24 protein-coding genes are annotated in these 22456 nt (G+C 69.8%); 13 read left to right on the top strand and 11 right to left on the bottom strand.

From position 1 onward, the window contains the following. Position 1 precedes the first annotated feature (1 nt). The 6 genes from IEZ09_RS33835 to IEZ09_RS33810 all read left to right on the top strand — a co-directional run bounded on the left by IEZ09_RS33835 (position 2) and on the right by IEZ09_RS33810 (position 4596). Complete coding sequence (locus tag IEZ09_RS33835) at positions 2-850, top strand: DUF7192 family protein (protein ID WP_229813188.1); 849 nt, start codon at positions 2-4, stop codon at positions 848-850. 22 nt (positions 851-872) lie between these two features. Then, entirely contained in the window at positions 873-1703 is an 831-nt protein-coding gene (locus tag IEZ09_RS33830; protein WP_189257877.1) for an aminoglycoside phosphotransferase family protein, read from the top strand. A 134-nt stretch (positions 1704-1837) separates the two neighbouring features. Beyond that, positions 1838-2689 carry a COX15/CtaA family protein gene (locus IEZ09_RS33825; protein WP_189257876.1) on the top strand — a complete coding sequence of 284 codons (852 nt, stop codon included), beginning with the start codon at positions 1838-1840 and terminating at the stop codon, positions 2687-2689. 108 nt (positions 2690-2797) lie between these two features. After that, positions 2798-3499: a hypothetical protein gene (locus IEZ09_RS33820; protein WP_189257875.1), complete on the top strand. Its 702-nt coding sequence runs from the start codon at positions 2798-2800 to the stop codon at positions 3497-3499. Position 3500: 1 nt separating this feature from the next. After that, positions 3501-3863 (top strand): hypothetical protein, encoded by a 363-nt coding sequence (locus IEZ09_RS33815; RefSeq protein WP_189257874.1) that lies wholly within the window; start codon positions 3501-3503, stop codon positions 3861-3863. 7 nt (positions 3864-3870) lie between these two features. Continuing rightward, positions 3871-4596: a hypothetical protein gene (locus IEZ09_RS33810; protein ID WP_189257873.1), complete on the top strand. Its 726-nt coding sequence runs from the start codon at positions 3871-3873 to the stop codon at positions 4594-4596. 38 nt (positions 4597-4634) lie between these two features. On the opposite strand, the gene IEZ09_RS33805 is transcribed toward IEZ09_RS33810, so the two are convergent. Genes IEZ09_RS33805 through IEZ09_RS33790 form a run of 4 tightly spaced genes read right to left on the bottom strand, consistent with a single transcriptional unit; the run spans position 4635 to position 7437 of the window. Then, positions 4635-5372, bottom strand: a complete 738-nt coding sequence (locus tag IEZ09_RS33805; protein ID WP_189257872.1) for a zinc ribbon domain-containing protein — start codon at positions 5370-5372, stop codon at positions 4635-4637. Further along, complete coding sequence (locus IEZ09_RS33800; protein WP_229813187.1) at positions 5369-6202, bottom strand: Nif3-like dinuclear metal center hexameric protein; 834 nt, start codon at positions 6200-6202, stop codon at positions 5369-5371. Before IEZ09_RS33800 ends, IEZ09_RS33805 begins: the two co-directional genes overlap by 4 nt. Next, positions 6199-7194: an Rv2231c family histidinol phosphate aminotransferase CobC gene (gene cobC, locus IEZ09_RS33795; RefSeq protein WP_189257871.1), complete on the bottom strand. Its 996-nt coding sequence runs from the start codon at positions 7192-7194 to the stop codon at positions 6199-6201. Before cobC ends, IEZ09_RS33800 begins: the two co-directional genes overlap by 4 nt. 36 nt (positions 7195-7230) lie before the next feature. Further along, complete coding sequence (locus IEZ09_RS33790) at positions 7231-7437, bottom strand: hypothetical protein (RefSeq protein ID WP_030472678.1); 207 nt, start codon at positions 7435-7437, stop codon at positions 7231-7233. Between the two features lie 63 nt (positions 7438-7500). Between IEZ09_RS33790 and IEZ09_RS33785 the strand changes: the two genes are divergently transcribed. Further along, positions 7501-7953, top strand: coding sequence for a low molecular weight protein-tyrosine-phosphatase (locus IEZ09_RS33785; RefSeq protein WP_189257870.1), 453 nt, complete (start codon positions 7501-7503; stop codon positions 7951-7953). A gap of 13 nt (positions 7954-7966) precedes the next feature. Here the strand turns inward: IEZ09_RS33785 and IEZ09_RS33780 are convergent, their stop codons facing one another. Next, the gene (locus IEZ09_RS33780) at positions 7967-9262 is read right to left on the bottom strand and encodes a helix-turn-helix domain-containing protein (protein WP_189257869.1); all 1296 of its coding nucleotides are present in this window, start codon (positions 9260-9262) and stop codon (positions 7967-7969) included. 123 nt (positions 9263-9385) lie between these two features. Between IEZ09_RS33780 and IEZ09_RS33775 the strand changes: the two genes are divergently transcribed. After that, complete coding sequence (locus IEZ09_RS33775) at positions 9386-9934, top strand: DUF1349 domain-containing protein (protein ID WP_189257868.1); 549 nt, start codon at positions 9386-9388, stop codon at positions 9932-9934. 4 nt (positions 9935-9938) lie between these two features. Further along, on the top strand, positions 9939-10757 hold the full coding sequence (locus IEZ09_RS33770) for an SURF1 family cytochrome oxidase biogenesis protein (RefSeq protein WP_189257867.1): 819 nt from the start codon (positions 9939-9941) through the stop codon (positions 10755-10757). Here IEZ09_RS33770 and IEZ09_RS33765 read toward each other — a convergent pair. Further along, positions 10665-11597 (bottom strand): cobalamin biosynthesis protein, encoded by a 933-nt coding sequence (locus IEZ09_RS33765; RefSeq protein WP_189257866.1) that lies wholly within the window; start codon positions 11595-11597, stop codon positions 10665-10667. The two genes, IEZ09_RS33770 and IEZ09_RS33765, sit on opposite strands and share 93 nt — an antisense overlap. 72 nt (positions 11598-11669) lie before the next feature. Here IEZ09_RS33765 and IEZ09_RS33760 point away from each other — a divergent pair, with 72 nt between their 5' ends. The 3 genes from IEZ09_RS33760 to IEZ09_RS33750 are packed head-to-tail and all read left to right on the top strand — an operon-like array spanning position 11670 to position 18354. Further along, entirely contained in the window at positions 11670-13142 is a 1473-nt protein-coding gene (locus IEZ09_RS33760; RefSeq protein WP_189257865.1) for a DUF2397 domain-containing protein, read from the top strand. Next, positions 13139-14329, top strand: coding sequence for a TIGR02678 family protein (locus IEZ09_RS33755; RefSeq protein WP_189257864.1), 1191 nt, complete (start codon positions 13139-13141; stop codon positions 14327-14329). The genes IEZ09_RS33760 and IEZ09_RS33755 overlap by 4 nt, the downstream gene beginning before the upstream one ends. Continuing rightward, a complete protein-coding gene (locus IEZ09_RS33750; RefSeq protein ID WP_189257863.1) occupies positions 14326-18354 on the top strand; it encodes a TIGR02680 family protein in 4029 nt (1342 codons plus the stop codon). Before IEZ09_RS33755 ends, IEZ09_RS33750 begins: the two co-directional genes overlap by 4 nt. On the opposite strand, the gene IEZ09_RS33745 is transcribed toward IEZ09_RS33750, so the two are convergent. The 4 genes from IEZ09_RS33745 to IEZ09_RS33730 are packed head-to-tail and all read right to left on the bottom strand — an operon-like array spanning position 18351 to position 20857. Continuing rightward, entirely contained in the window at positions 18351-18812 is a 462-nt protein-coding gene (locus IEZ09_RS33745) for a SitI3 family protein (RefSeq protein WP_189257862.1), read from the bottom strand. The genes IEZ09_RS33750 and IEZ09_RS33745 overlap by 4 nt on opposite strands. A 13-nt stretch (positions 18813-18825) precedes the next feature. After that, the gene (locus tag IEZ09_RS33740) at positions 18826-20076 is read right to left on the bottom strand and encodes a CdiA C-terminal domain-containing protein (protein WP_189257861.1); all 1251 of its coding nucleotides are present in this window, start codon (positions 20074-20076) and stop codon (positions 18826-18828) included. Next, positions 20073-20384, bottom strand: coding sequence for a type VII secretion target (locus IEZ09_RS33735; RefSeq protein ID WP_189257860.1), 312 nt, complete (start codon positions 20382-20384; stop codon positions 20073-20075). The genes IEZ09_RS33740 and IEZ09_RS33735 overlap by 4 nt, the downstream gene beginning before the upstream one ends. Positions 20385-20404: 20 nt before the next feature. Further along, positions 20405-20857: a YbaB/EbfC family nucleoid-associated protein gene (locus IEZ09_RS33730; RefSeq protein ID WP_189257859.1), complete on the bottom strand. Its 453-nt coding sequence runs from the start codon at positions 20855-20857 to the stop codon at positions 20405-20407. Positions 20858-20939: 82 nt separating this feature from the next. On the opposite strand from IEZ09_RS33730, the gene IEZ09_RS33725 reads away from it, so the two are divergent. Then, a complete protein-coding gene (locus IEZ09_RS33725) occupies positions 20940-21950 on the top strand; it encodes a DUF2399 domain-containing protein (RefSeq protein WP_229813194.1) in 1011 nt (336 codons plus the stop codon). Here IEZ09_RS33725 and IEZ09_RS33720 read toward each other — a convergent pair. Continuing rightward, entirely contained in the window at positions 21939-22406 is a 468-nt protein-coding gene (locus tag IEZ09_RS33720; RefSeq protein ID WP_189257857.1) for a MarR family winged helix-turn-helix transcriptional regulator, read from the bottom strand. The two genes, IEZ09_RS33725 and IEZ09_RS33720, sit on opposite strands and share 12 nt — an antisense overlap. Positions 22407-22456: the final 50 nt, after the last annotated feature.

Here is a 22456-nt window from a genome sequence, read left to right as displayed (position 1 = left end):
CGTGCATCCCCTGAAGCTGGCGCCGCTGATGTCCTGGCGCGAGTTCCTCGACGCCGCGTCCGCGCCACCGACCACTCGTCACGCCGACAGCAGGAGCGTCGACACCGGCTGGCACGGCGCCTCCTGGGAGGAGGCGATCGAACTGGCCACCGACGGCTGGCCGCTGGCGCTGGAGGAGACCGACGTGACGGTCGCCGAGCTGCGCGAGAGTGCCGGGCTGTCCCACGCGGTCACCGTGCTGGAACCGGCCTGGGACGTGACCGGCAGCGAGGTGGACGTCGGCGCCTACCTGTCCGGGGTGCCGGAGTGCATGGTGGACGCGGTGCCCCGGCAGGTCTCCCGGCGCGGCAAGGTGATCACGTTCGTCGTGCCGGGCGGCTACTCGAACACGATCGAGCACCACGTGATCATCAACCGCGGCCTGGCGCTGGCCGCGCTCTGCTCCGCGATCATCGACGCGGGGCACAGCGTGGAGGTGTGGTCCGGGTTCGCCGGGTACCTGGCCATGGGCGGGAAGACGCACCGCTTCTGCGGCATGGCCAGGGTGATCACCGCCGGCGAACCGTTCGACGTGGGCAGGCTGATCTTCGCGGTGGCACACCCCGCGATGCTGCGGCGGCTCTGGTTCGGGGTGTGGGACGCGCAACCGACCGCCGTCTCCACGGCGATGGCGCTCGGCAACTACGGATTTCCCCCGTACACGCTCGATGCCGCCGACCTGCCCGCGGAGATCACCGATCCGTACGTGTTCCCCTATCTGACGGCACAGGACCGGCAGTGGGACGACCTGCCCACCGCGCTGTCCTGGGGCAGGCGGATGTTCGGCGAGCTCGGGCTGATCCAGCACTGAGCACCGGAGGTAGGTTCCGGGCATGATCAAGGCCACCCCGGACCTGCTGGAGATCGCCGCCGCGCTGCTGCCCGGCGTGAAGCTGGACGACGCCGGAGTCGCGGCCGACGGCAACATCCACGACGTCTTGCTGATCCCGGGCGTCGCCGCCGTCAGGGTCAGCAAGCGGCCGCTCGGCGCCGCGTCGATGCCCCGCCGGGTGGAGGTGTTGCGGCAGCTGGCTTCCGCGGGCCTGCCGTTCCAGGTGCCGCAGCCGCTCACCCCCGTGACGATGTTCGGTGAGCGGGCCGCCGTCGCCGTGTCGTGGGTCGACGGCGTCGCCCTGCCGGAGGGGGTGGGTGATCCGGCGCAGGTGGGCGAGGTGCTGGAGGCCGTGCGGTCCGTGCCGCTCGGCGGGGCGCTGCTGGAGGTCCTGGACGACCGGGCGCAGGGGCCGTCGTGGTCGGAGATCATCGCCGAGGAGATCCTGCCCCGGCTGCCCGCTCGCTGGCGGGACGAGGGACGGCGGCGGCTGGACGACGCGCTGGCCCTGGAGCCCGTGCCCGACGCCCTGGTGCACGGCGATCTCAGCGGTTCGAACGTGCACTGGTCGGCGGACGGGAAGTTGCTCGGCGTCCTCGACTGGGACATGGCCATGCCCGGCGACCCCGCCATCGACGCCGCCCAGATGGCCTGGCACGGCTGGGACAACGTCCGTCGCGCCGTTTCCGCCGAGACGTACCGCCGCGCGCGCACGTGGGACGCGCTGTTCGGCGTCGGACACCTGGTGGCCACCATGAACGGGCGTCCCATGACCAGCCCTGACGGGTTCGTCGCGGCGATCGTGCCCTGGCTGGAGGCCACCGGCAGCTGAGCAGGAGGGCGGAACCGTGCTGCGTTTTCTCGGCGTTCCCATTTCGTGACGCGCATTCAGGTGACGCGCGCTGCGCAGGGCTAACGGCCAATGTGCGGCACGCGATCCTGGAGTACGTTCGAAGGAGGGTCGCCATGCCCGTCGAAAACAAAGAGGCGAATGTCCGGCAGACCTATCTGGCCCTGCGCGTCGCGATAGTCCTGCTGGTCGGCCTGCTCTTCCTCACCATCCTGGCCCAGCTGGTGTTCGTCAGCCTGAACTGCTGGCAGACCTCGATCAGCGCCTACTACTTCACTTCGGTGCGGCCCGTCTTCGTCGGCAGTCTGTGCGCGGTCGGTGCTTGTCTCATCATCTATCGCGGCAACAACGATTACGAGAACACCGCACTCGACTATTCAGGGTTCATGGCGTTCATTGTCGCGTTCGTGCCGACAGGCCGTGACACGGCATGTCCGCCCACGAATGGTCCCGACGAGCAGGAGATCGCCGTCGCGGTGGGCACCAACGTGGGCGCCCTGCTGGCGATCGGCGTGATCGCCACGGTGATCACCTTGGCCGTGCCCGCGCTCCGCCAGGACCGGCGTTCTCCGTCCAAGCTGTACTCGCTGGCATCGGTGTTCGTGACCCTCGCCCTGCTGATCGTCGGCATCGTGATGTACGTCTGGCAGCGGCCCTTCTTCCTGAAGTACGGGCACCTCGGTGCGGCCGTGGCGCTGTTCGTCGGCATCGTCCTGGTCGTCGTCCTGAACGCCGTTTTCGCGGCCAAGCCGTACAAGCACTGGTACTTCGGCGTGGCGATCGCCATGGTCCTCGTGCTCGTCCTCGGCCTCGCGCTCATCCTGTCCGATGTGCGGCACTGGGCGTTGTGGCTGGAGGCGTTGCTGATCGCGATGTTCGCGGCGTTCTGGATTGTGCAGACCGTCGAACTCGGCACCGAGGTGAACCGCGCGGAAGCCGGGACTTCCGACCCCGGGCACGGCGCCTAGTACGCCTGGTTTCGGAACAAAATCCCGCCGACGACGGCCTCCCCGGTCCACTCGCGGTTACGGTCGCGATGAATTTGTGCGATCAGACCGGAATTCTGGGGAGGCGCGGTGGCGCTTGACCACGTTGAGCTGCCGACGATCGACGTCCCGGACGATCCGAGGACCCGTGCCGCGCTCGCGGAGCTGACCCAGCTGCAGCCCTCCGACAAGTACGAGGCGCGCGACCCGAGCGGGTTCGTCGTCGTGACGGTGAACAAGGCGCGGATGGTCGTCGGTGTGCGGATCCGGCCGCGGTGGAACGAGAACATCCCCGCGCAGGTGTTGCCAGAGGCGATCTACCGCACCTACCTGACCGCGGCTCAGCGCGCGGCCGCGGTCGAGCTCGCGCACCGGCCGCCGAACCGTCCGGCGGCGACGGCCGAGACCACTGTGGACCTGACGGACCTGCCGATCGAGGAGTGGGTGGCGCGGACCAGTGCGCGGCTCAACGCGATCGAGGACCGCTTCGACGCGATCCGGCGCGAGGCGCAGGCACCACCGCGGGCGGACTTCACGGAGGTGCGCAGCCCGCTCGGCTATCTGACGATGCGGCTGCGCGGCGGCGGTCCGCTCTCGATCAACGGCGATCCGCACGTCCTGGCCAGGAACGTCTCCGAGACCGCGCTGTCCCAGGAGGCGCTGCAGCTGTTCGTCCGCGCGGGACTCGGGGTCGACTCCGGCGAACCGCCGCGACCGGCACGGCCGCGCGGTGGTGGGGAAGCCGACGACGAGTACTTCTCGGCGGTCAACGTGTTCGACGACAGGGACTGACATGGGAAACGACAAGTTCAAGATCGTCACACCGAAGCTGCGGGCGGAGGGCAAGCTCTGGGTCGAGCGCGCGGCGGCGACCAGGCCGATCCTGCAGGCGGTGCAGGGCGCGCATCTCGCCCCTCCCGCGTTCGCCGTCTTCGACGCCGTCGTCCTCGGCCAGCACGGGTTGTCCGCGGCGGCCTACAACGCCCAGAAGGAGGCCGCGAACTACGAGGCGTTCCGCGGCTTCATGGAGGGCCTGCTGCAGTCCGCGATCACCGAGTTCGAGCAGATCGACGGGACGCTGCGCAAGATCGCGGACGAGTACGACCGCGTCGAGGACATCAACGAGATCGACATCGACACGTTCTTCCACGCGTAGGAGCACCATGACCGACCTGGCAGATTTCCCGGCGCAGCTGGAGAAGAGCTTCTCCGGTGTCGAACAGAAGGTCGAGGAGTGCAGGCAGCAGTTCCAGGCCCTGATCGACACGGTCAACAACTGGCGGATCGTGCTCGGCGTGCCGGTGATGTGGTGGATCTCCCAGAAGATCAAGCAGATCCGTGAGGCGCTGCAGAAGGTGATCCAGCTGGCGAGGACCGCGAGGGACCACTACGCACCGGTCATCGGGCTGATCGTGCAGGCCTTCAACTGGATCGACAACGTGAAGAACCCGATGAACGGGCTCGCCCACCAGCCGGGCAACCTGCCCTACTACTGGGAGGGCACCGCCAGCACCGCCTACCAGGCCAAGGTCGCGACGCAGAACGAGGCGATCGGCGTGGTCGCCACCAAGGCGGGCGAGATCGGCAAGTGGCTGATGGAGATCGCCAAGTACAACACCGAGTACATGACCGAGCTCCTCGGCATGCTGACCGAGGTCGCGGGCGCTCTCGTCAAGGCGGTGATCAACGCGGGCACGGTGGTCAACATCCCGTTCGCGGTCTCCGACGTCGCCGACCTCGTGGGATCGCTCGTCGAGAAATCGCTGACGCACCTGGTCGGCATCATCAACCGGCTGGTCGAGGCGCTGAGCAAGACGCTCGAGGTCAGGGGCATGATGAGCGACATCAAGCTGCCAGGAGGGAAGTGGCCGCAGGCCATCACCGGCTGAGCACGACCAGGGGCCCGGCCTGCGCCGGGCCCTTCACGTCACTGGCCCGGTTCCGCCACGCGAACCAGGATCGCGCCGCACTCCTCGCACCGCACGACCTCGTCGGCGGCCGCTTCCTTCACCTTCGACAACGCGCTGCGGTCCAGCTCGATCCGGCACGCGCCGCAGCGACGGGACTGGAACGGCGCCGCGCCGATGCCGCGCTGCTCGCGCTGGCGGTCGTAGAGCTTCAGCAGGTCGTCCGGGAAGCCCTTGGCCATCATCGAGCGGTCGGCGGTGCGCTTGATCTCGGTCGACTCCAGGTCGGCGAGGGCGGCGTCACGGCGGCTCGTGGCGGCCTCCAGCGCCTCGCGGGCCTTGTCCAGCTCCACGCGGGCGAACGACACGTCCGCCTCGACGGCCTCACGACGTTCCATCAGCTCCAGCAGGTCGTCTTCCAGGACGCCCTGACGGCGCTGCAGGGTGGCGAGCTCGTGCTCGAGGTCGGTGAGCTGCTTCGCGCCGACCGAGCCGGACTGCATCAGCTTGCGGTCGCGCTCCTCGCGGGCGCGGACCTGGTCGATCTCGGTCTCCTGGCGCTTCACGTCGCGGTCGAGGTCGCCCAGCGTCGTCTCGACGGCCACCAGCGCGTCCTGCTTCGTGCGGACCAGCTGCTCGGCCTCGGCGATCTCCGCGATCTCGGGCAGCGTGCGGCGACGGTGGGTGACACGCGCCAGTTCGGCATCGACCTCGGCCAGGTCGAGCAGCCTGCGCTGCACTGCGGGATCGGCTTTCACGCATGTCCTCCTGCTGCTGATCTCGTCGCCCCGACTGTCCACGGATCGGTCCGGCGGGTGGAGACGAGTACGTCGACCCTACCGCCGAACGCCTCCCGCAGGATCTCCGCCGCCTGCTCGCACCACGGCCACTCGCTGGCCCAGTGCGCGACGTCCACCAGCGCGGGGCCGCCGGACTCGATGTGCTCGCTCGCGGGGTGGTGCCGCAGGTCGGCCGTCACGTAGGCGTCGACGCCCGCGCGCTGCACCGTGCCGAGGAAGCTGTCGCCGGCGCCGCCGCACACCGCGACCCGCTTGATCAGGCGTTCCGGGTCGCCGGCCGCGCGCACGCCCTGCACCGTGGCGGGCAGGGCGTCGGCCACGCGCTGGGCGAAGACCCTCAGCGGTTCGGCCTCGGGCAGCTCGCCGATGCGACCCGTTCCGGTGTCCTCCGGCAGGTCCGCGGGCGCGGGTTCGAGCGGCCCGGCGACCGTGAGCCCGATGGCTTTCGCCAACGCGTCCGAGACGCCGGGCAGGGCGCTGTCCGCGTTGGTGTGCGCGCAATACAGGGCGGCGCGGTTCCGGATCAGCTTGTGCACCAACGCACCCTTGGGGTCGTCGGCGGGAACTCCGTTGACGCCGCGCAGAAGCAGCGGGTGGTGCGCCAGCACGAGCTGCGCGCCGCACTCGACGGCTTCGTCCACAGTGGACGACGTCGGGTCGACGCAGACCAGGACGCGCGTGACCTCCTCGGCAGGGTCACCGCACACCAGCCCGACCGCGTCCCACTTCTCGGCGGTCCTTGGCGGATACGCGGACTCCAGCACCGCGATCACGTCGGCGAGCTTCAAGCCAGTTCCTCCATCACTACCCGCAGCGCGTCGACGAACACCGCGAACTCCTCCGGCGGCCGGATCGCCACGCGCAGGTACGTGTCGTCGAGACCGGGGAACGTGTCGCAGCGCCGGGCAGCGATCCCCTTGTCCCGCAACGCCTCCCGCGTGCCCCTCGGCACCCTGATCAGCATGAACGGCGCTCTCGGCGGCACGACGACCAGATCTTGGAGCTGCTCCAAGGCGTACGCGGCGTGCTCGACGGCCTCCAGCGCGTACCGGTGCGACGCCTCCAGCGCCTCCGGCTCGCAGCACGCGGTGATCGCTTCGAGCGTCAGGCTGCCGACGGGCCAGTGCGGGCGTCCGTGCGCCAGTGTCGCGAGCGTCTCGGGGTCGCCGAGGAAGTAACCGGCCCGCAGGCCGGCGAGGCCCCAGGTCTTGGTGAGGCTGCGCAGCACCAGCACGTCCGGGTCGTGCGCGAGCGACTCCGGTTCGCCGGGCACGGCGTCCATGAACGCCTCGTCCACGACGAGCCTGCCGGGCAGGGCCTTCAGCGTTGCCCTGGAGTGCAGCACCGACGTGGGATTCGTCGGGTTGCCGATGACGGTGAGGTCGGCGTCCGTTCGTGCGCCGCGCAGCTGGAAGTCGCCGTCGAGCAGCACGTGCTCGACCGGAATTCCGGCGTCGCGGAACGCCACTTCGGGCTCGGTGAAACCGGGGTGGACGATCGCCACCCGGCGCGGCGCGAGCTTCGGCAGCAGCGCGAAGCCCTCAGCGGCACCGTTGAGCAGCAGAACCTCGTCGGGAGAGCGCCCGTGGCGGCGTGCGACGGCCGCACGGGCGCGCTCCTCGGCGAGCTTCGAGGGATAACGTCCCAGGTCGCCGAGCGCCGCGGCCAGCCGTTCGCGCAGCCAATCGGGCGGGTGCGGCACCCGCACGTTGACGGCGAAGTCGGCGAGGCCGGGTGCGGCGTCGACGTCACCGTGGTGGCGCAGGTCTGGGCTGGTCATCGCCGGGATTCTAGGCGACCAGCTCAGAGCACCGCGTCACTGCATGTAGCGGCGGAGCTCGGTGAGGTGGCTGATCAGCTCGTCCAGCTGGAACGCGTCGAGCTGCGCGGACTCACCGGGCGGGGTGCGGAAGCAGACGCGCCCCTTCTCGTTGAGGTACACCTCGAACGCACGACGGCGCCCGAGGGCGTCGGTGCACCCGATGATCTCCCGTTGCGGGGGCACGTCGGTACCAGTCTGCATGGGCGGCCTCCATGTCGTTTGTCCGTACATCTTGCGACAGCGGTTGAGCGTTACCGTGTGGCGGTGAAGGTCGCCTTTGTCTGCACCGGCAACATCTGCCGGTCCCCCATGGCAGCGCTCGTCTTCCGAGAATGGCTGTCCCGCGAAGGATTGTCGTCTTTCGTCACCGTGTCCAGCGCCGGCACCGGTGGCTGGCACGTGGGCGACCCCGCGGACCCGCGAGCGTTGAAGACGTTGGCGGACAACGGATATCCGACCGACCACGTGGCCGCCCAGGTCTCTGACCTGCACCTGGACGCGGATCTGCTGGTCGCGCTCGACACCGGCCACCTGCGAGCGTTGCGCCGGATGGCGGATCCGGACCGGATCAGGCTGCTGCGCTCGTTCGACCCGGACGCGGACGGCGTGGACGTGCCGGATCCGTACTACGGGGACCGGTCCGGGTTCGAAGAAGTGCTGGTCATGATCGAGGCGGCGATGCCGGGGATGATCGCGTGGGTGCGCGAGCAGCTCTGAGGACGGTCAATCTTCAGGAAGCCGTGACCTGTCGGCGCATGGCTGTGATCCGCTGCACAACACCGAGCGTTTCCGCACCACCACGGCGAGCGGCGCGTTCCAGCGGGGCAAGGCGGTCGCGGGCGCGCCTGCTGTTCAACTGGCCGACGAGGTCCAACGACCTCGTCGCCACGCGCACGCCCTCATCGACGTCACCGCCGCGGAGGTGGCACGTCGCCAACTCGGCGAGGTCGAAGGAGCGAGCCAGCGCGTAGTCGTCGTCTCGCTGCCGCAGACTCCGCCGGAGGGCGGCGACCGCCCTGTCCCACTCACCCAGCTCGGCCCAGGTCACGCCGACCGCGGCGAGAAGTTCGGACTCGTCGAAGAACTTCAGCCATTCGGGCAGCTCACCTTCCGTGTGAAAGTTCTCCACGGCGAGCGACAAGGACCGCTCGGCCGACTCCCGGTTGCCCATGACCGCGTAACAACGGGCCTCCCGCACTTCCAGCAACGCGCACAGCCTCGGCGATCTCGACGCCAACGCCACGGGGTAGCCGAACTGGAACAACCTCAACGCCGCGTCGGGCGGTCCGTGGTACTGCTCCATCCGACCCGCGCAGTAGAACAACATCGCCTGCAGGGGCAGGTTCCGCGCGGCCTGGACGAGCTCCAGTGCCGCGAGGAGGTGGTCTCGTGCCTGATCGAGGCTGCCCATGTCGAACGCCGCGCTCGACGCACGCCTGTGCAGCAACGCCACCGCCTCGAACAGGGCGGGCTTGACGGCATCGCGCATCGACGCCTCCAGCAGGCCACGCGCCCACCGCAGCTGGCCCTCGACCGCCGCCAGCACCACTCCACCGCCGAACTGCGACTCCAAGCTGGTCAGGTCGTGCAGCACGCGGTTGAGGATCTCGACGTCGCTCGCCCCCACCTGGGACGGCACGGGCGTCGCCTCGGCCACGGGCGCTGTCCTCTCCGCACTGCCGAACACCGGTTGGCCGAGCACGGCTTCGGCCGCGTGAGCGAGGAACGAGGCGCGTTTCGCGGCCTCGTCCTGCGACGGCGGCGGGCTGATCGCCTCGTACGCCGGCCCGAGATAGCCCCTCGGGACGCCGAGGCTGAGCGCGATGCGTTCGAGCAACTCGTAAGCCATGACCTGACGGCCGCCGATGATCTCGGAGATCTCGGACTGGTTCTGGCGCGTGATCTCCGCGAGTTCGCGCTGCGGGACGCCGTCCTGCACGAGCAGCCGAAAGACCGTCCCGATGTCGCGACGGGCCAGCGCGTCACGCATCTCGGGACGGTCCCAGTAGGCCTTGAACCTGTCCATCACCTCGAACGTACTGCCGAGCACCGACACCGGCCCGGTTCATCGGCCAAGGTGATCGGCCGAGCCGATGAAGATCGTCGCTGGGCGGTCGTTCTGGCTGGTCGAGCGTGCCAGGATGAGTTCATGGACTTCACCGGGTGGACGTGGCTCAACGAGCCGCGGAAGTGGTCGGCCGATCCCCTGACCGTGCACGCCGACCCGCTGTCGGACTTCTGGCGCCTGACCGGCAACGGCGTGATCCGCGACAACGGCCACCTCTACGGCGTGACCGTGGCCGGCGACTTCACCATCACGGCGACGTTCAGCGGCGAGTACGCGGCGCAGTACGACCACGCCGGGGTCGGGCTGGTGATCGACGGCGAGAACTGGATCAAGGCCGGCGTCGAGGTGTTCGACGGGAAGCGGCAGGCGAGCACCGTGGTGACCAGGGGTTTCTCGGACTGGAACCTGGCGCTGGTGGACGGGTTCGAGCGGTTCACGATCGTTGCCGAGCGCAGGGGTGACGCGGTGTGGGTGCGGTACGGCCTCGACGGTGAGGAGCCGGCCAAGGTGTTGCGCAAGGCCTACTTCCCGCCGCAGATCGAGACCAAGGTCGGGGTGATGGCCGCGTCGCCGGAAGGCGAGGGGTTCGTGACCCAGTTCCACGAGGTCCAGGTCACGCAACTACCGTGAAGTTGTGCGCTTCAAGTTCCTCCTCAGGCCTGGCTGGCTGGCGCTGACCCTGGCCGTCTGGGTGTTCGCGGGTGCCTGCATCTACTTCCTGTCCCCGTGGCAGTTCGGCCGCAACGACGAGCGCCAGGCGCAGAACGCCGCCATCACCAAGTCGCTCAAGAGCGATCCGGTGCCGTTCGGCGCGCGGCACGACGAGTGGCAGAAGGTGGAGATCAAGGGCCGCTACCTGCCGGAACTGGAAGCGCTGGCCCGGCTGAGGACCGTGCAGGGTGAGGCCGCGTTCGAGGTCATCACGCCGTTCAGGACCACGACCGGCCACACCGTGCTGATCGACCGCGGGTACGTGCGGCCCGTCAACGGCATCAAGCCGCCGGACTTCGCCAAACCGCCCGCCGACGAGGTCACGGTCATCGGGCTGGCCAGGCCCAACGAGTCGAACGAGCAGCCCGCGTTCCAGCAGGACGGGCGCAGGCAGATCTACTCGATCAACAACAACGCGGTCGGGCCGGGCATCGAGCCCGGCTACTACCAGCTGATCGAGAACCAGCCGGGGGCGCTCGACACGTTGCCGTTGCCGCGGCTCGAGTCCGGGCCGTTCTTCTCCTACGCGCTGCAGTGGATCGCGTTCGGCGTCATGGCGGTCGGCGGGTGGCTGTACTTCACCATTCGCGAGGCACGGCCGGGTGGCGTGCTGCACGAAGGGCCCAAGCGCAAGAAGTCGATCGCCGAGCTACTTGCGGAAGAAGGCGATGACGGCGCTGACGAGGGCCGCACCGAAGCCGACGACGCGGGACAGCTCGACCGCACGCGTCACGTGACCTGAGTCCGGGTTGCGGCCGTGGCCGAGCACCGGGCGTTCCTCGACGCCGTGCGAGTACACGGTGCGGCCGCCCAGGCGGATCTCCAGCGCGCCGGCGAAGGCCGCCTCCACCTGGCCCGCGTTGGGTGACGGGTGGGCCGAGGCGTCGCGGCGCCAGGTTTCCAGCGCCTGCGTGGCCGAGCCGCCCACGACCGGGGCGCCGCCGATGGTCAGCAACGCCGCGAGCCGTGACGGCAGCAGGTTCAGCAGGTCGTCGAGGCGGGCGGAGGCCCAGCCGAAGCGCAGGTAGCGCGGGGACTTGTGGCCGACCATCGCGTCCAGCGTGTTCGCCGCGCGGTAGCCGAGCAGGCCGGGAACGCCGAAGGCGGCGCCCCAGAACAGCGGCGCCACGACGGCGTCCGAGGTGTTCTCGGCCACGGATTCGACGGTCGCGCGGGCCAGGCCAAGAGTGTCCAGCCGGGCAGCGTCACGGCCGCACAGGTTGGGCAACCGCGAACGGGCGGCCTCCAGGTCGCCCGAGTCCAGCTCCCGTCCCATCGAGGTGCCCTCGGCCGCCAGCGAACGGCCGCCGAGCACCACCCAGGTCGCCACGCCGGTCGCCAGCGCCTGCGTCAGCCAGTGGCGGCGGGCAACGCGTTCCACCGCGACGCCGAGGGCGGCGGTGCCGCCCACCAGCACGGCCGAGTACGCGACGCCGGCCGCCTGGGAGTCGGCGTACACGCGCTTCTCCAGGGCCGCCGCTGCGCTGCCGAATGCCGCTACCGGGTGAAATCGACGCGGATCACCGAAGACCGCATCCGCGGCCACGCCCAGCAACAACCCCAACGCGCGCCCCGCGCCCACGGCATCCTCCCCAGCTCGCTGTAGGCACGGTAGCGCCGCGTCGCCGAGGCGCGCGCATTAGGGTGGCCGGTCGTGGAGCACAAGCGGCTGAAGCTGTACGCCTATCTGGACGCGCGCGATCACCAGCGCACGTACCTGGCGATCATGCGGCTGTTCACCTCCACGCTGCTGGCGGATCTCAGCGCGGGTGAGGTCGCCGGAGCGCTGGCGGGTCAGGAGAGGGAAGGTCGCGTCGAACCCGGCGAGAGCCGCATCGAGAACGTCATCAACCGCCTCAAGCAGCTGGTCGAGTGGGGCAACCTCGTCCAGGGACGGCGTGAGGTGGTCGCGTCCAGCATCGCCGAGTTCCAGCACGGCAGCGTGCGGTACCAGGTCTCCAAGCTCGCCGTGCGCGTGCAGCGCGACGTCGACGAGCTGCTCAGGGTCCCAGAAGGCGCCCGCGAGGTGTCCCGCGAGCTGCTCCCCGCCATCGAACGCGGCCTCAACGAGCTGGGCGGATCGCTGAGCGTCGCGCTGCTCAACGAAGGCGACAAGACCAAGGAACTCCTCGCCGAACGCGTCACCACCCTGTTCCTGCAGCACGCCGAGCTCGCGGCGACGGTGCGCGACTTCTACGCCTACCTCGGCCAGGTCGTCACGCGGAACCACCTGGCACCGGACGAGATCGCGGGCTTCCGCAACCTGCTGGTCGAGTACATCCAGCGCGTCGTCGAGGACGTCCTGAAGTACACGCCGCCGATCGCGGAAGCACTGGCCCGCCTCACCAAAGCCCGCTCCGAGCTGCTCAGGCTGCTCAGCACCGACCTCGGCGCCAGTGTGGAACGCGCCCGCGGCCGCACGCCGGAGGACTGGCAGGAGCTGACGGACTGGTTCGTCGACCGCCCCGGCCGTCCGAGCCAGGTCACGGCGCTGCGCGAAGCCACCGCCCGCGCCATCGGCAGCCTGCTGGCCAGCGTGAAGCGCGCGACGTCCGGCGGCGGCCTGCTGCCGGGACGCCGCGCGGAGCTGCTGAAGCTCGCGAGCTGGTTCGACAACGCGACCAGAGAGGAAGCGCACGAGATCTACGCGTCCGCGTTCGGCCTCTACAGCGCGCGCCACCTCTCCCCCGCGCCGGAACACGACTCGGACAACGAGCGCACGCCGTGGCGCGACGGCCCGGTCTGCGACGTGACGGTGAGCGTCAGGTCCCGAGGCGACCGGGGCGCGCGCGGCAGGCCGTCCAGGATCCTCGACGACCCGATGACCGAGCAGTCGTTGCTCGCGGAAGCCCGTGAGGCGGACGAGATCCGCGCGCGGCACGTCGCGGAACTCACGAAAGCCGCCGGAAATCTGGAGAACACCACGCTGACGCACGGCGCGCTGGAGGTGTTCTGCGAGCTGCTCACGCTCGCGATGGCCCAGCGCGACTCGCCGCAGGACAGCGGATCGGCCAGCGACCCCGTGCGCGGCCTCAAACTCGAGATCGCCCACGGCACCACCACCAAGATCAAGTCCGCCGCCGGGACGCTCACCCTGCACGACGCGACGGTGGCACTGAAGCGATGAACCACTTGGACAACCTCTCCGACATCGACGCCGCCAACGTGGTGCGGTGCGCGCGAACGTTGCTGCGCAGGCCTTTGCTGCGCTCCGACGGCCCGGACGGCGAGCTGCTCAGCCTCGTCTACAGGCACCGGGCGACGCTGCAGGACCTGTTCGCCGGCCTGCTCGGCTACCGGCTCGTGGTGGAACGCCGGTTCGCGCGCCTCTACAAGTCCGGTCCCGGCCACGACGACACCCGCGGCGTGCTCAGCATGTCGCCGCGCGCCTACGCGTATCTGGCACTGACCCTCGCCGTGCTCACCGGCATCGGCCGCCAGACCCTGCTGTCCCGGCTCGTGGCCGACATCCGTTCCGCCGCGGTGGAAGCGGGCATCGACGCACCGGACGACGTCACCGAACGGCGGGCGCTCACGGCAGCGCTGCGCCACCTCGTCTCCCTCGGCGTGCTGCAGGAGACCGAGGGTTCGGTCGCGCAGGACATGATCCCGCAGGAAGCACTGATCACGATCGACACGGACCTGCTGGGCCAGCTCGTCACGGGCCCGGTCGGGGAAGCCCAGAGCCCCGCTCACCTGATCGAGCTCGCGGCGCGGCCCGGTCCGCGCGGGGTCGAGCACGCGGTGCGGCGCAAGCTGGTGGAGACGCCGCTGGTGCTCTACGCGGACCTGCCGGACGACCAGGCCGAGTGGCTGAGGCGCAACCAGCGCAAGGAATCCGCGCTGCTGGAGCAGGCGTTCGGCCTCTACACCGAGTGCCGCGTCGAGGGCGTGCTCGCCGCCGACCCGGAGGACTTCCTGACCGACCTGTCGTTCCCCGGTGTCTCGACGGTCGCGCGCATCGCGCTCCTCGCGTTGCCGGACCTCGTCGAGGACGACTCCGAGGACCCGCCCGCACGCCACGTCGTCACCGCGGAACGGATCCGCGAGGTCTGCGCCCGTCTGGTCGAGGACTACCCTGCCGCGTGGTCGAAGCAGTTCACCGACGACCTCGACCGGCTGGTCGCCGAGGTGACGGAGTTGTTGCGCCGCATGGGTCTCGCGGTGCCGGTCGACGAAGGCTGGTCCATCAGCGCGGCCGCACACCGCTGGCTGCCGGAACCCGACGGCGATCCAGAACGAGAACAACCGGACCCCGTTGTGGTGCCCGAAGTGCCGAGCTGGTCCCTGTTCGATGAGGAGAACGTGTCATGAGCAGGTGGCGGCTGCACCGCGGCGGCGTGGTCAACATCTGGCAGTACACCGAGCAGACGTTCGACTTCTCCGGTGGCCGCGCGATCTTCCAGGGCACCAACGGTTCCGGCAAGTCCCGCACGCTGGAGCTGCTGCTCCCGCTGTGCCTGGACGGCGATCTGCGCCAGCTCGGCTCGAAGGGCTTCGACACGGTCAGCATCCGGCGCCTGATGCTCGACGACTACGACGGCGGGCCGAACCGCATCGGCTACGCGTGGGTCGAGCTGATCCGCGAGGCCGCCGACCACTCCGGCAACGAGTACCTGACGTGCGGTCTCGGTGTGAAGGCGTCCAAGACCTCGCAGGCGATCACGGACTCGTGGCGGTTCGTCACACCGATGCGCGTCGGCACGGAACTGCAGCTCGCGGGTCCGGAACGGGTTCCGCACGGCCCTGCGCAGCTGCGGGACATCATCGGCGCGGACTGCATGTTCGAGGAACCGGCGTTCCGGGCGAAGATCGCCGAGACCGTCTACGGCGTGCCTGCCGCGCGGTACGGCGACCTGCTGCACCTGCAGCGGACGCTGCGCAACCCGGACGTCGGCCTGAAGGTGCTGGAAGGGCAGCTGGAGCAGATCCTGTCCGACGCCCTGCCGCCGCTGGACCAGACGATGATCGAGCAGCTCGCGACGTCGTTCGACGACCTGGAGTCGATCCGCGAGAACATCGTGCGACTGTCCTCTGCGGACAGTGCGCTCAGCACGTTCCTCAAGACCTACAGCGACTATGCGTTCGGCGGGTTGCGCAGCGCCGCGGAACGGCTGGAGTCCGCCGAGAAGTCGGTCGCGAAGCTGCGGCGCGAGCAGGCGAAGCTCACGCAGGAGCTGGACGTCACGCGGATGGAGCGGGCGGCGTCCGAGCAGGCGCTCGTCGACATGGAGACCGGCGAGCAGCAGGCAGAGGAGACCATCGCGGCGCTGAAGGAACTACCGGCGTTCCGCGATCTGCAGGACCTCAAGACGCGCGAGAACCTGGTGGCGCAGATGCGTTCCTCGGCGGTCGCCGCGCTCGAAACCGCGCACCGCCAGCGCGCCCAGGAAGACGCCGCCGTCGACAACGTGCTGCGCCTGCTGCGGCGGCTCGCGGAAGACCTGAGCGCCGCCGACGCGTTGAGCGAACCGTTGCGCGAGAACCTGCGCCTCGCTGGAATGGACCCGGACCTCGCGCCGGACGTGCCGCAGGTCCCGCCCGCCGAGGCCACCGTGACCACGGATTCCGTGCGTGCCAAGCCGGATCCCGAGGCGGGGCCGCTGCCGATCGAACGCCGGGTGCCGCCCGCCGCCGCGACCGAGGACGTGCTGGCCGCGCTGACGTCGGTGATCGATCAGACCACGGGCATTGCTTCCCTTGCGCGCCAACGGGGTGCGCTCGCGCTGTCGTTGCACGAGCAGGCGATCGCGCTGGACGCGCAGCAGCGCGAGGTGGAGTCGTTGCGGCAGAAGGCCCGCGACGCCCAGCTCGGCGCGACCGAGTCGACCGCGTTGCGCAACCAGGAGATGCAGGAGCTCGCCGAGGTCGTGCAGGCCTGGCTGGAGCAGGTCGAGGCGTGGACGTCGAGCGGACCACTGCTCGACGAACGCCCCGCCGAGGCCCTGGTCCTGCCGCAGACCGCCGATCCGGCCGCTGCCAAGGCGTTGAGCGCGACGGCCCGCGAGTGGGTCGGACCGCTGGTGCAGGCCGCCCGTGACGCCGCGCACGCGTTCACGCAGCAGCGCACCGAGCTGCGGGCCCGTCTGGACACGCTGGACGAGGAACTGGTCGGCCTGCGCTCTGGCAACGAGCGCGTGCCGGTGCCCGGCCAGTACACGTCCGCGGACCGCGACCCGGCGAAAGGCGCGCCCTTCTACCGGCTCGTGGACTTCGCGCCGTCGCTCACCGCCGACGAGCGGGCAGGCCTGGAGGCCGCCCTGCAAGCCAGCGGCCTCCTGGACGCCTGGGTGACCCCGCACAGCACCGACCTGAGCGATGTTCTGGCAGTCCCGCGGCCTGCGGTCGAGGGCCGATCGCTGGCCGAGTTCCTGGTGCCGGCCGTCGAAGGTTCGCCGGTACCCGAGTCGCTCGTCGCCGACCTGCTGCGGGCGGTGTCGCTGGACGACATGACCACCACCGGCGACTGGCGCACGGGCGTGCTGACCGGCCGGTGGACCAAGCCCGAGGCCGAGTTCATCGGTGCCGGTGCGCGAGAAGCCGCCCGTGGCCGCCGCATCGCCGCCCTGGAAGAGGAACTGGCCGAGCTGCGCGCCCAGCTCGGCACCGCGGAAGACGAACTGGCCCGTGCGCACGAGCACGTCGCCACCTGGGAGGCACATGTCGCGGCGTTCCCCGGCGACGCCGAGCTGATCGCCAAGCACAGCCGCGTCCAGGCCGCGGAGGAGTCCGCGGCACGGGCCCAGCAACGGACGTTCGAGCTCCGCGACGCGTTGGAGGACGCCAACGCACGGCTGGAAGCGGCACGTTCCGAACTGACCCGCCAGGCAGGCGACGCCGGGCTGCCGTCGGACACCGAGGGGTTGCGCCAGGCCCAGGCGGCGGCGTCGGAGGCCCAGCGGACCGCCGACCTGCTCGGCGACGCGGTGCGCAGGCGGTGCCAGGGCACGATTTCCGACCTCACGGACGCCTCCCACCGCTACCACGAGGCCGTGGCGGACCGGCAGACCGCCGAGGCCGACGCCGACGCCCGCTGCATCGACTACGCGGCCCAGGCCGGCACGCTGGCCGAGCTGACCGACGCCGTCGGCGGTGAGGCCAAGGAGATCAGCGAACAGCTGACGCAGCTGGAGAAGTCGCGCAAGAAGATGCGCGAGGACCTCAAGGGCGTGCGCGAGAGCATCACGACCGCGCGCGAACAGGCCGCGAAGCTGGAAGCGTTGCTGGAGACCAACTCCACGCAGGTCGAGGAGGCCTCCGAAGCACTGGAACGCGCGTCCGCGAACTTCCAGGCGACCGTGCGCGCTCCCGGCCTGCTGGCCGCCGCGTTCACCGACGTTCCGGAAGAGTCCATGGTGCGCCAGGCCATCGCCGAAGCAGGCGACCGTCGTGGCGGCACCGAGGCCACCGTGATCGCGAAGCTGCAGGCGTTGCAGACCTCGCTGGCGGGCAGCCACGACATCGCCGCCGAGCAGCACGCGGGCCTGCTGACCGTGACGGTGACCGGCGAGGAGGGCGCGAAGCCCGTCGCCGTCGCCGCCCGCCAGGTCACGACGAAGCTGGCCGAACAGCGCGGGTTCCTCGACGAGCAGTACCAGGGCATCTTCGCCGACTACCTGATCCGCGACCTCGCCGAGTGGCTGCGCGGCCAGATCACCGTCGCCGAGAACCTCACCAAGCGCATGAACGAGGTCCTCTCCCAGGCCCGTTCCAGCCAGGGCGTGCACGTCAAGCTCGCGTGGAAGTCGTCCAGCGCGCTCGACGACCAGACGAGGCAAGCGCTTGCGCTCGTCCGGCTCCCGTTCGGCGAACGCACCCCGGAGCAGGACGCCACGCTGCGCCGAGTCTTCACCGAGCGCATCGAGAACGAGCGCGACACGCATTCCGGCGGCTACGCCGAGATCCTGTCGCGAGCGCTCGACTACCGCACGTGGCACCAGTTCACGGTGACCGTCGCGGACACGGGCCCGGACGGCAACCCGCGCGAACGGCGGCTGCGCCAGCTGTCGTCCGGCGAGACCCGCCTGATCTCGTACGTGACGCTGTTCGCGGCCGCGGCGAGCTTCTACGACGCGGTGAGCGACGAGTTCGACCCGCTGCGCCTGGTGCTGCTCGACGAGGCCTTCGAACGTCTCGACGACCCGACCATCGCGCGCATGCTGGGGCTGCTGGTCGACCTCGACATGGACTGGGTGATCACCTGGCCGAGCGGGTGGGGCGTGTCGGACAAGATCCCGCGCATGCACATCTACGACGTGCTGCGGCCCAAGAACGGCCGTGGCGTGGCGTGCACGCAGACGACGTGGGACGGCGCGGCGCTGGACCGGATCGACCCCTAGCTGAACACCGGCGTGCCGCGACGGTGAGGCCGGTTGCCCACCGCCGCGAGCCGCGACGGCGTCCAGATGTCGTCACGTTCGTTCAGGCTCAGTTCGCCGTCGCGGCGGACCAGCCACACGACCTCGTAGTCGAAGTGCAGGACGGCGTCGCCGGGCACGTGGTCGAGCAGGCCGACGGTCCACCGGACCACGTCGTCGAGCTGCGGCCCGATCTCCTGCTGCTTGCTCAGCCGGAACACGACCCAGGTCGTGGGAGTGAAGCCGAGATCAGTGGCGACGACGTTCCACGGCCGCGGCTTGGCCTCACCGACGCGCACCCACGTCTCCCTGCCGGCAACCACGCCCTCCATCAGCTCTTCCGTCGTGAGATCCGGATCACCGACCAGCGGCCGCAGCTCTGCTGCGACCCGCGGCGCAGTCAGCTGAGTCGCGATGTCGAGGATGTACGAGAGGGCCATCTGATCTTCCTGCCTACGGGTAGATGTGGAGCACGTTGCCATTCTTGTCGATCACGATGACTTCTTTGAGCCCTTCGATCGGCCAGTCGCGCAGCTGAGCGCGCATCGCGTCGACGCTGACATTGCTGTCCGCGAGGTTGACCACCACCCGTTCGGTCTGGCCCGCGTCGACCTTTCGCTGGATCCGGTCGGCGACGTTGCGAGGGTTGCTGGTGGTGGGCGCAACGTTGTCGAAGACCTCGCCCTCGATGCGGTAGTCGGGATTCTTGTCACCGGGCACGGACGGGTTCTGCTCAACCTTGTAGCCGGCTTTGGCGAGCGTGGTGGCCGACTCGTTCTCCAGCTCCAGCGCGCGTTTGTTCTCCGGGCTCTCCCTGTCCGGGATCCTCGTGGGATGGCCGTCCGGCGTCGCGTCGGGATCCGGTTTGCCCGACGGCTGGGTGTGATCGGGGTGGCCACCGGTACCGGGCGGATCGTTCGGCTTCTTCGGCGGCTGGCCACCGCCGCCACTCTTGCCGCTGAGGTCGTCCATCTTCTTGCGGATCTGCTTCAGCAGCTCACCGAGCTTGCGCAGCATCGGGATCAAATTCTGCAACGCGCGCACGAGATTCTTGATGATCTGGGCGATGCGTGCGGCCCACTTCGCCGCGGCGGTGGCCGCCTGCGCCGCGGCCGCCGGCGCGCCGACCACGGTGAGCGCCTCGGCCGCCCACACCACCAGGCGACCGACGAGGTCCGCGATCAGGTCTCGCACCGTCTCCCTGACCACCGCGACCAGCATCCCGGCCATCCGCACCGCGCTGCCGATGCCGTTCGACGCCTCAGCCGCGGCTCCGATCAGCGCGGCCGTGTCCGCGGCCCTTCTCCGGTACGCATCGCCCGCCTTGCCCGCCCACGCGGCTGTGTCCGTGGCGGCGTCGCGCTCGTAATCGCTCTTCACCTGGGCGACCGCCTTGCCGACGTTCTGCCAGGTCTGAGCCTGTGCGGCCACGGCATCGGCGTTGCCGGCGAGGTCGTCGAGCGCCTCCCTGAGGGGAGCGACGTGTTCGATGATGAACCCGACGAGGTTCGACCCGACCGAGCCGATCGGGTCGATCACGAAGCTGAGCGCCTCGAGGCCGGTGGTGAGAGCGCCCAACCCGATGTCGGCCCAGTTGCCGCTCTCGATGCCCTTGACCAGGTCGCTGATCGACTCCGCGATACCGGAGCCCGAGTACCACTCGGTGGAGTCCTCCTCCTTCGCGACCAGCGGGTTGTCGGTCATCGCAACCCGCCCTCGATGCTGGTGAGACGCTCGCCGACCGCATTGTCGTGGCGCTCGTAGCGCTCGGCGCTGTGGCGCAGGTTCAACGCGGTCTCGGCCATGCCATCCCTGCTCGCCTTCAGTGCGTCCCGAGCGGTCTGTTCCAGCTCGTTGAACAGCGGCGGCAGAAACTGGCAGATGAGGCCGTACACGTCGTCCGACATCGCCTGGTCCGCCGCGTCCGCGGCCTGGCCGAGCGCGGCGGAATGGCGGTCTGCCTTGTCCGCGTGAGCTCGCAGAGCAGCCGGATCCACTTCAAAACCTGACATGACCACGCCCCTCGTACCGGCTACCGGTAGATCGATCCGCCGTAGTCCTCGTCATCGCGTGGCGGTGGAGGTGGCGGTTCGTCGGGAGCTCCGAACTTCTGCTCGTAGTAGCCCGTGATCCGGTCGGCGCTGTCGCGTGCCTCCGGCCCCAGCGTGTCGTCGGCGACCTCGCGGACGCGGGCCGCGATCTGTGTCTTGGCCCGCTTGAGCGCGCCGAGCACCTGAGCCCGCAGCTCGTCCGGGGTTGTCTGGACGATCCGATCGGAGAACCGGATGTCGACGAGGTTTCCGTTGGCATCGACGGTGACCGTCGCGACTCCGTTCGAACTGGTCGCCGACAGCCGGACTTCCTCGACCCGGTGCTGGAGCTCCTGGTAGCGCGCGGCTTTCCGCTCGAACCCAGCCACCCACTCGTCGAGTCCACGCTCGACCTCGGACGGGTCACTCCCGAACAGGTTCATCCCTCGTGTCATTGCGCGCCCTCCCCGTCACGCAGAGTACCCAGAACCGGCATCGGCGCACGACGAATCAGGAAACTAGGGTTGTGCCGTGAACATGGACCAGCCGGAGCTCGCGGAGTTCTGGCGCCTCGCCCGCGAGACCCTGGAGGGCGGCGGCCGCTCGGCGTTCAGCTTCCGCGTCGAGGACGCCCGCACCGCCGCCGTCCTCGGCGAACTGCTGCGCAAGCCGATCGCGCACCCGGCCCGCCGCCAGATCTCGTTGGCACGCCTGGACGAGCACCTCCGCGCCCACGGCAGCACGTTGCCCGAAGTACTGGAAGCCGTGCACGGCAAGCCGGTCGGCCTGTCCACGTCGGAAGAGGCCTCGACCGCGGACGCCGTGCTGAAGTTCGCGTTGCGCGAGCACGGCCTGCTCAACGCCCCGTGGGCGGCCGAGTGGATCGAGCACGTGCGGAAGTACGGCAAGATCCCGCAGCCCGCGTTGCCGATGATCGCGAACCAGGCCGCGGCGATTCTCGCGAAGCTCGGCCAGGAGCAGCGGCGGTGGACGACCCGGTTCGCCTTGGCGGGCAACGACTTGGACGACGGCCGTCCGCTCGCGCGCATCGTGCGGAAGGCGTTGCAGCTCGCGGGCACCGACTGGGAACGCGCTGGCGTCCTGCCCGACGCCTACAGCAACCCGGTGCTGACCTCGCAGGGTTACCTGACGCTGAACGACACCCTGGAAGCGCGGGAGATCACCGTCGTCCGCAGCCCGCGACTGCTCGAGTCGGGCATGCCGGGGCCGTTGATGGTGCTGCCGAACGGCCTGACGCCACAGGCGAAGCACCACCTCGACGGCAGGATCGTCCGGTGCCACAACGACTTCACGCCGGACGGCATCCGCGTCACCAACGAGGTGCTGGCGTGGACGGGTGGCACGGCGTGGCGGATGTCGGCGGCCGACTACCGCGAGGCCGTCGCCACGTTGATCGCGCGCGGGGTCGAGCTGCCGACGTTGAACAGCCGGCCGGAGACCGCGAGCTGGGACCCCGGCCTGGCGGAGACCATGGCCACCACGGGCCTCATGGTCACCGAGGAGCACGTGCTGCCGTCACTCCTCTGAGGGCGCGAAACGCTTGACGTCCCACCGCCCGTGGCCCTCCATCAGCTTGCGGCCGATGCGGCGCAGGTCGGCGAGGTCGCGTTCGTTCAGCAACCCGGTGAACTCCTCGGCGACCGCCGCCCGGTACACCCGCGCGGTGACGCCCTGGCACGCCTCCTCGCCTTCGCGCGTCAGCACGGCGTGGACCAGCCGCCGGTTGTCCGGGGGCTGCTCCCGCGTGACCCAGCCGCGTTTGACCAGCCGCTCGATCAGCCGCGTGACGCCGGACGGGCTCACGTCCAGCAGCTCGACCAGCTCGGACATCTGCAGTCGCCCACCGTTGCGGAACAGCTGGTAGAGCGCCACGTGCTCAAGGAGCGAGCAGCCGGCTTCCTCCTCCATCCGCCGCCCCATCGCGGCCTTCACGGCGTCCACGCCCTGCTGCACGTACAGCCACGCGAAAATCGGCTCGGTCACCAGCCCATCCTAAATCACGTTTGACTTCGCGACGTTTTCACGCTCAAATG

It is taken from the genome of Lentzea flava, assembly GCF_014648475.1.
GTDB classification, from domain to species: domain Bacteria; phylum Actinomycetota; class Actinomycetes; order Mycobacteriales; family Pseudonocardiaceae; genus Lentzea; species Lentzea flava.
The sequence above is the reverse complement of the archived record's forward strand: the minus strand, read 5'-3'. Positions and strand labels throughout refer to the sequence as shown.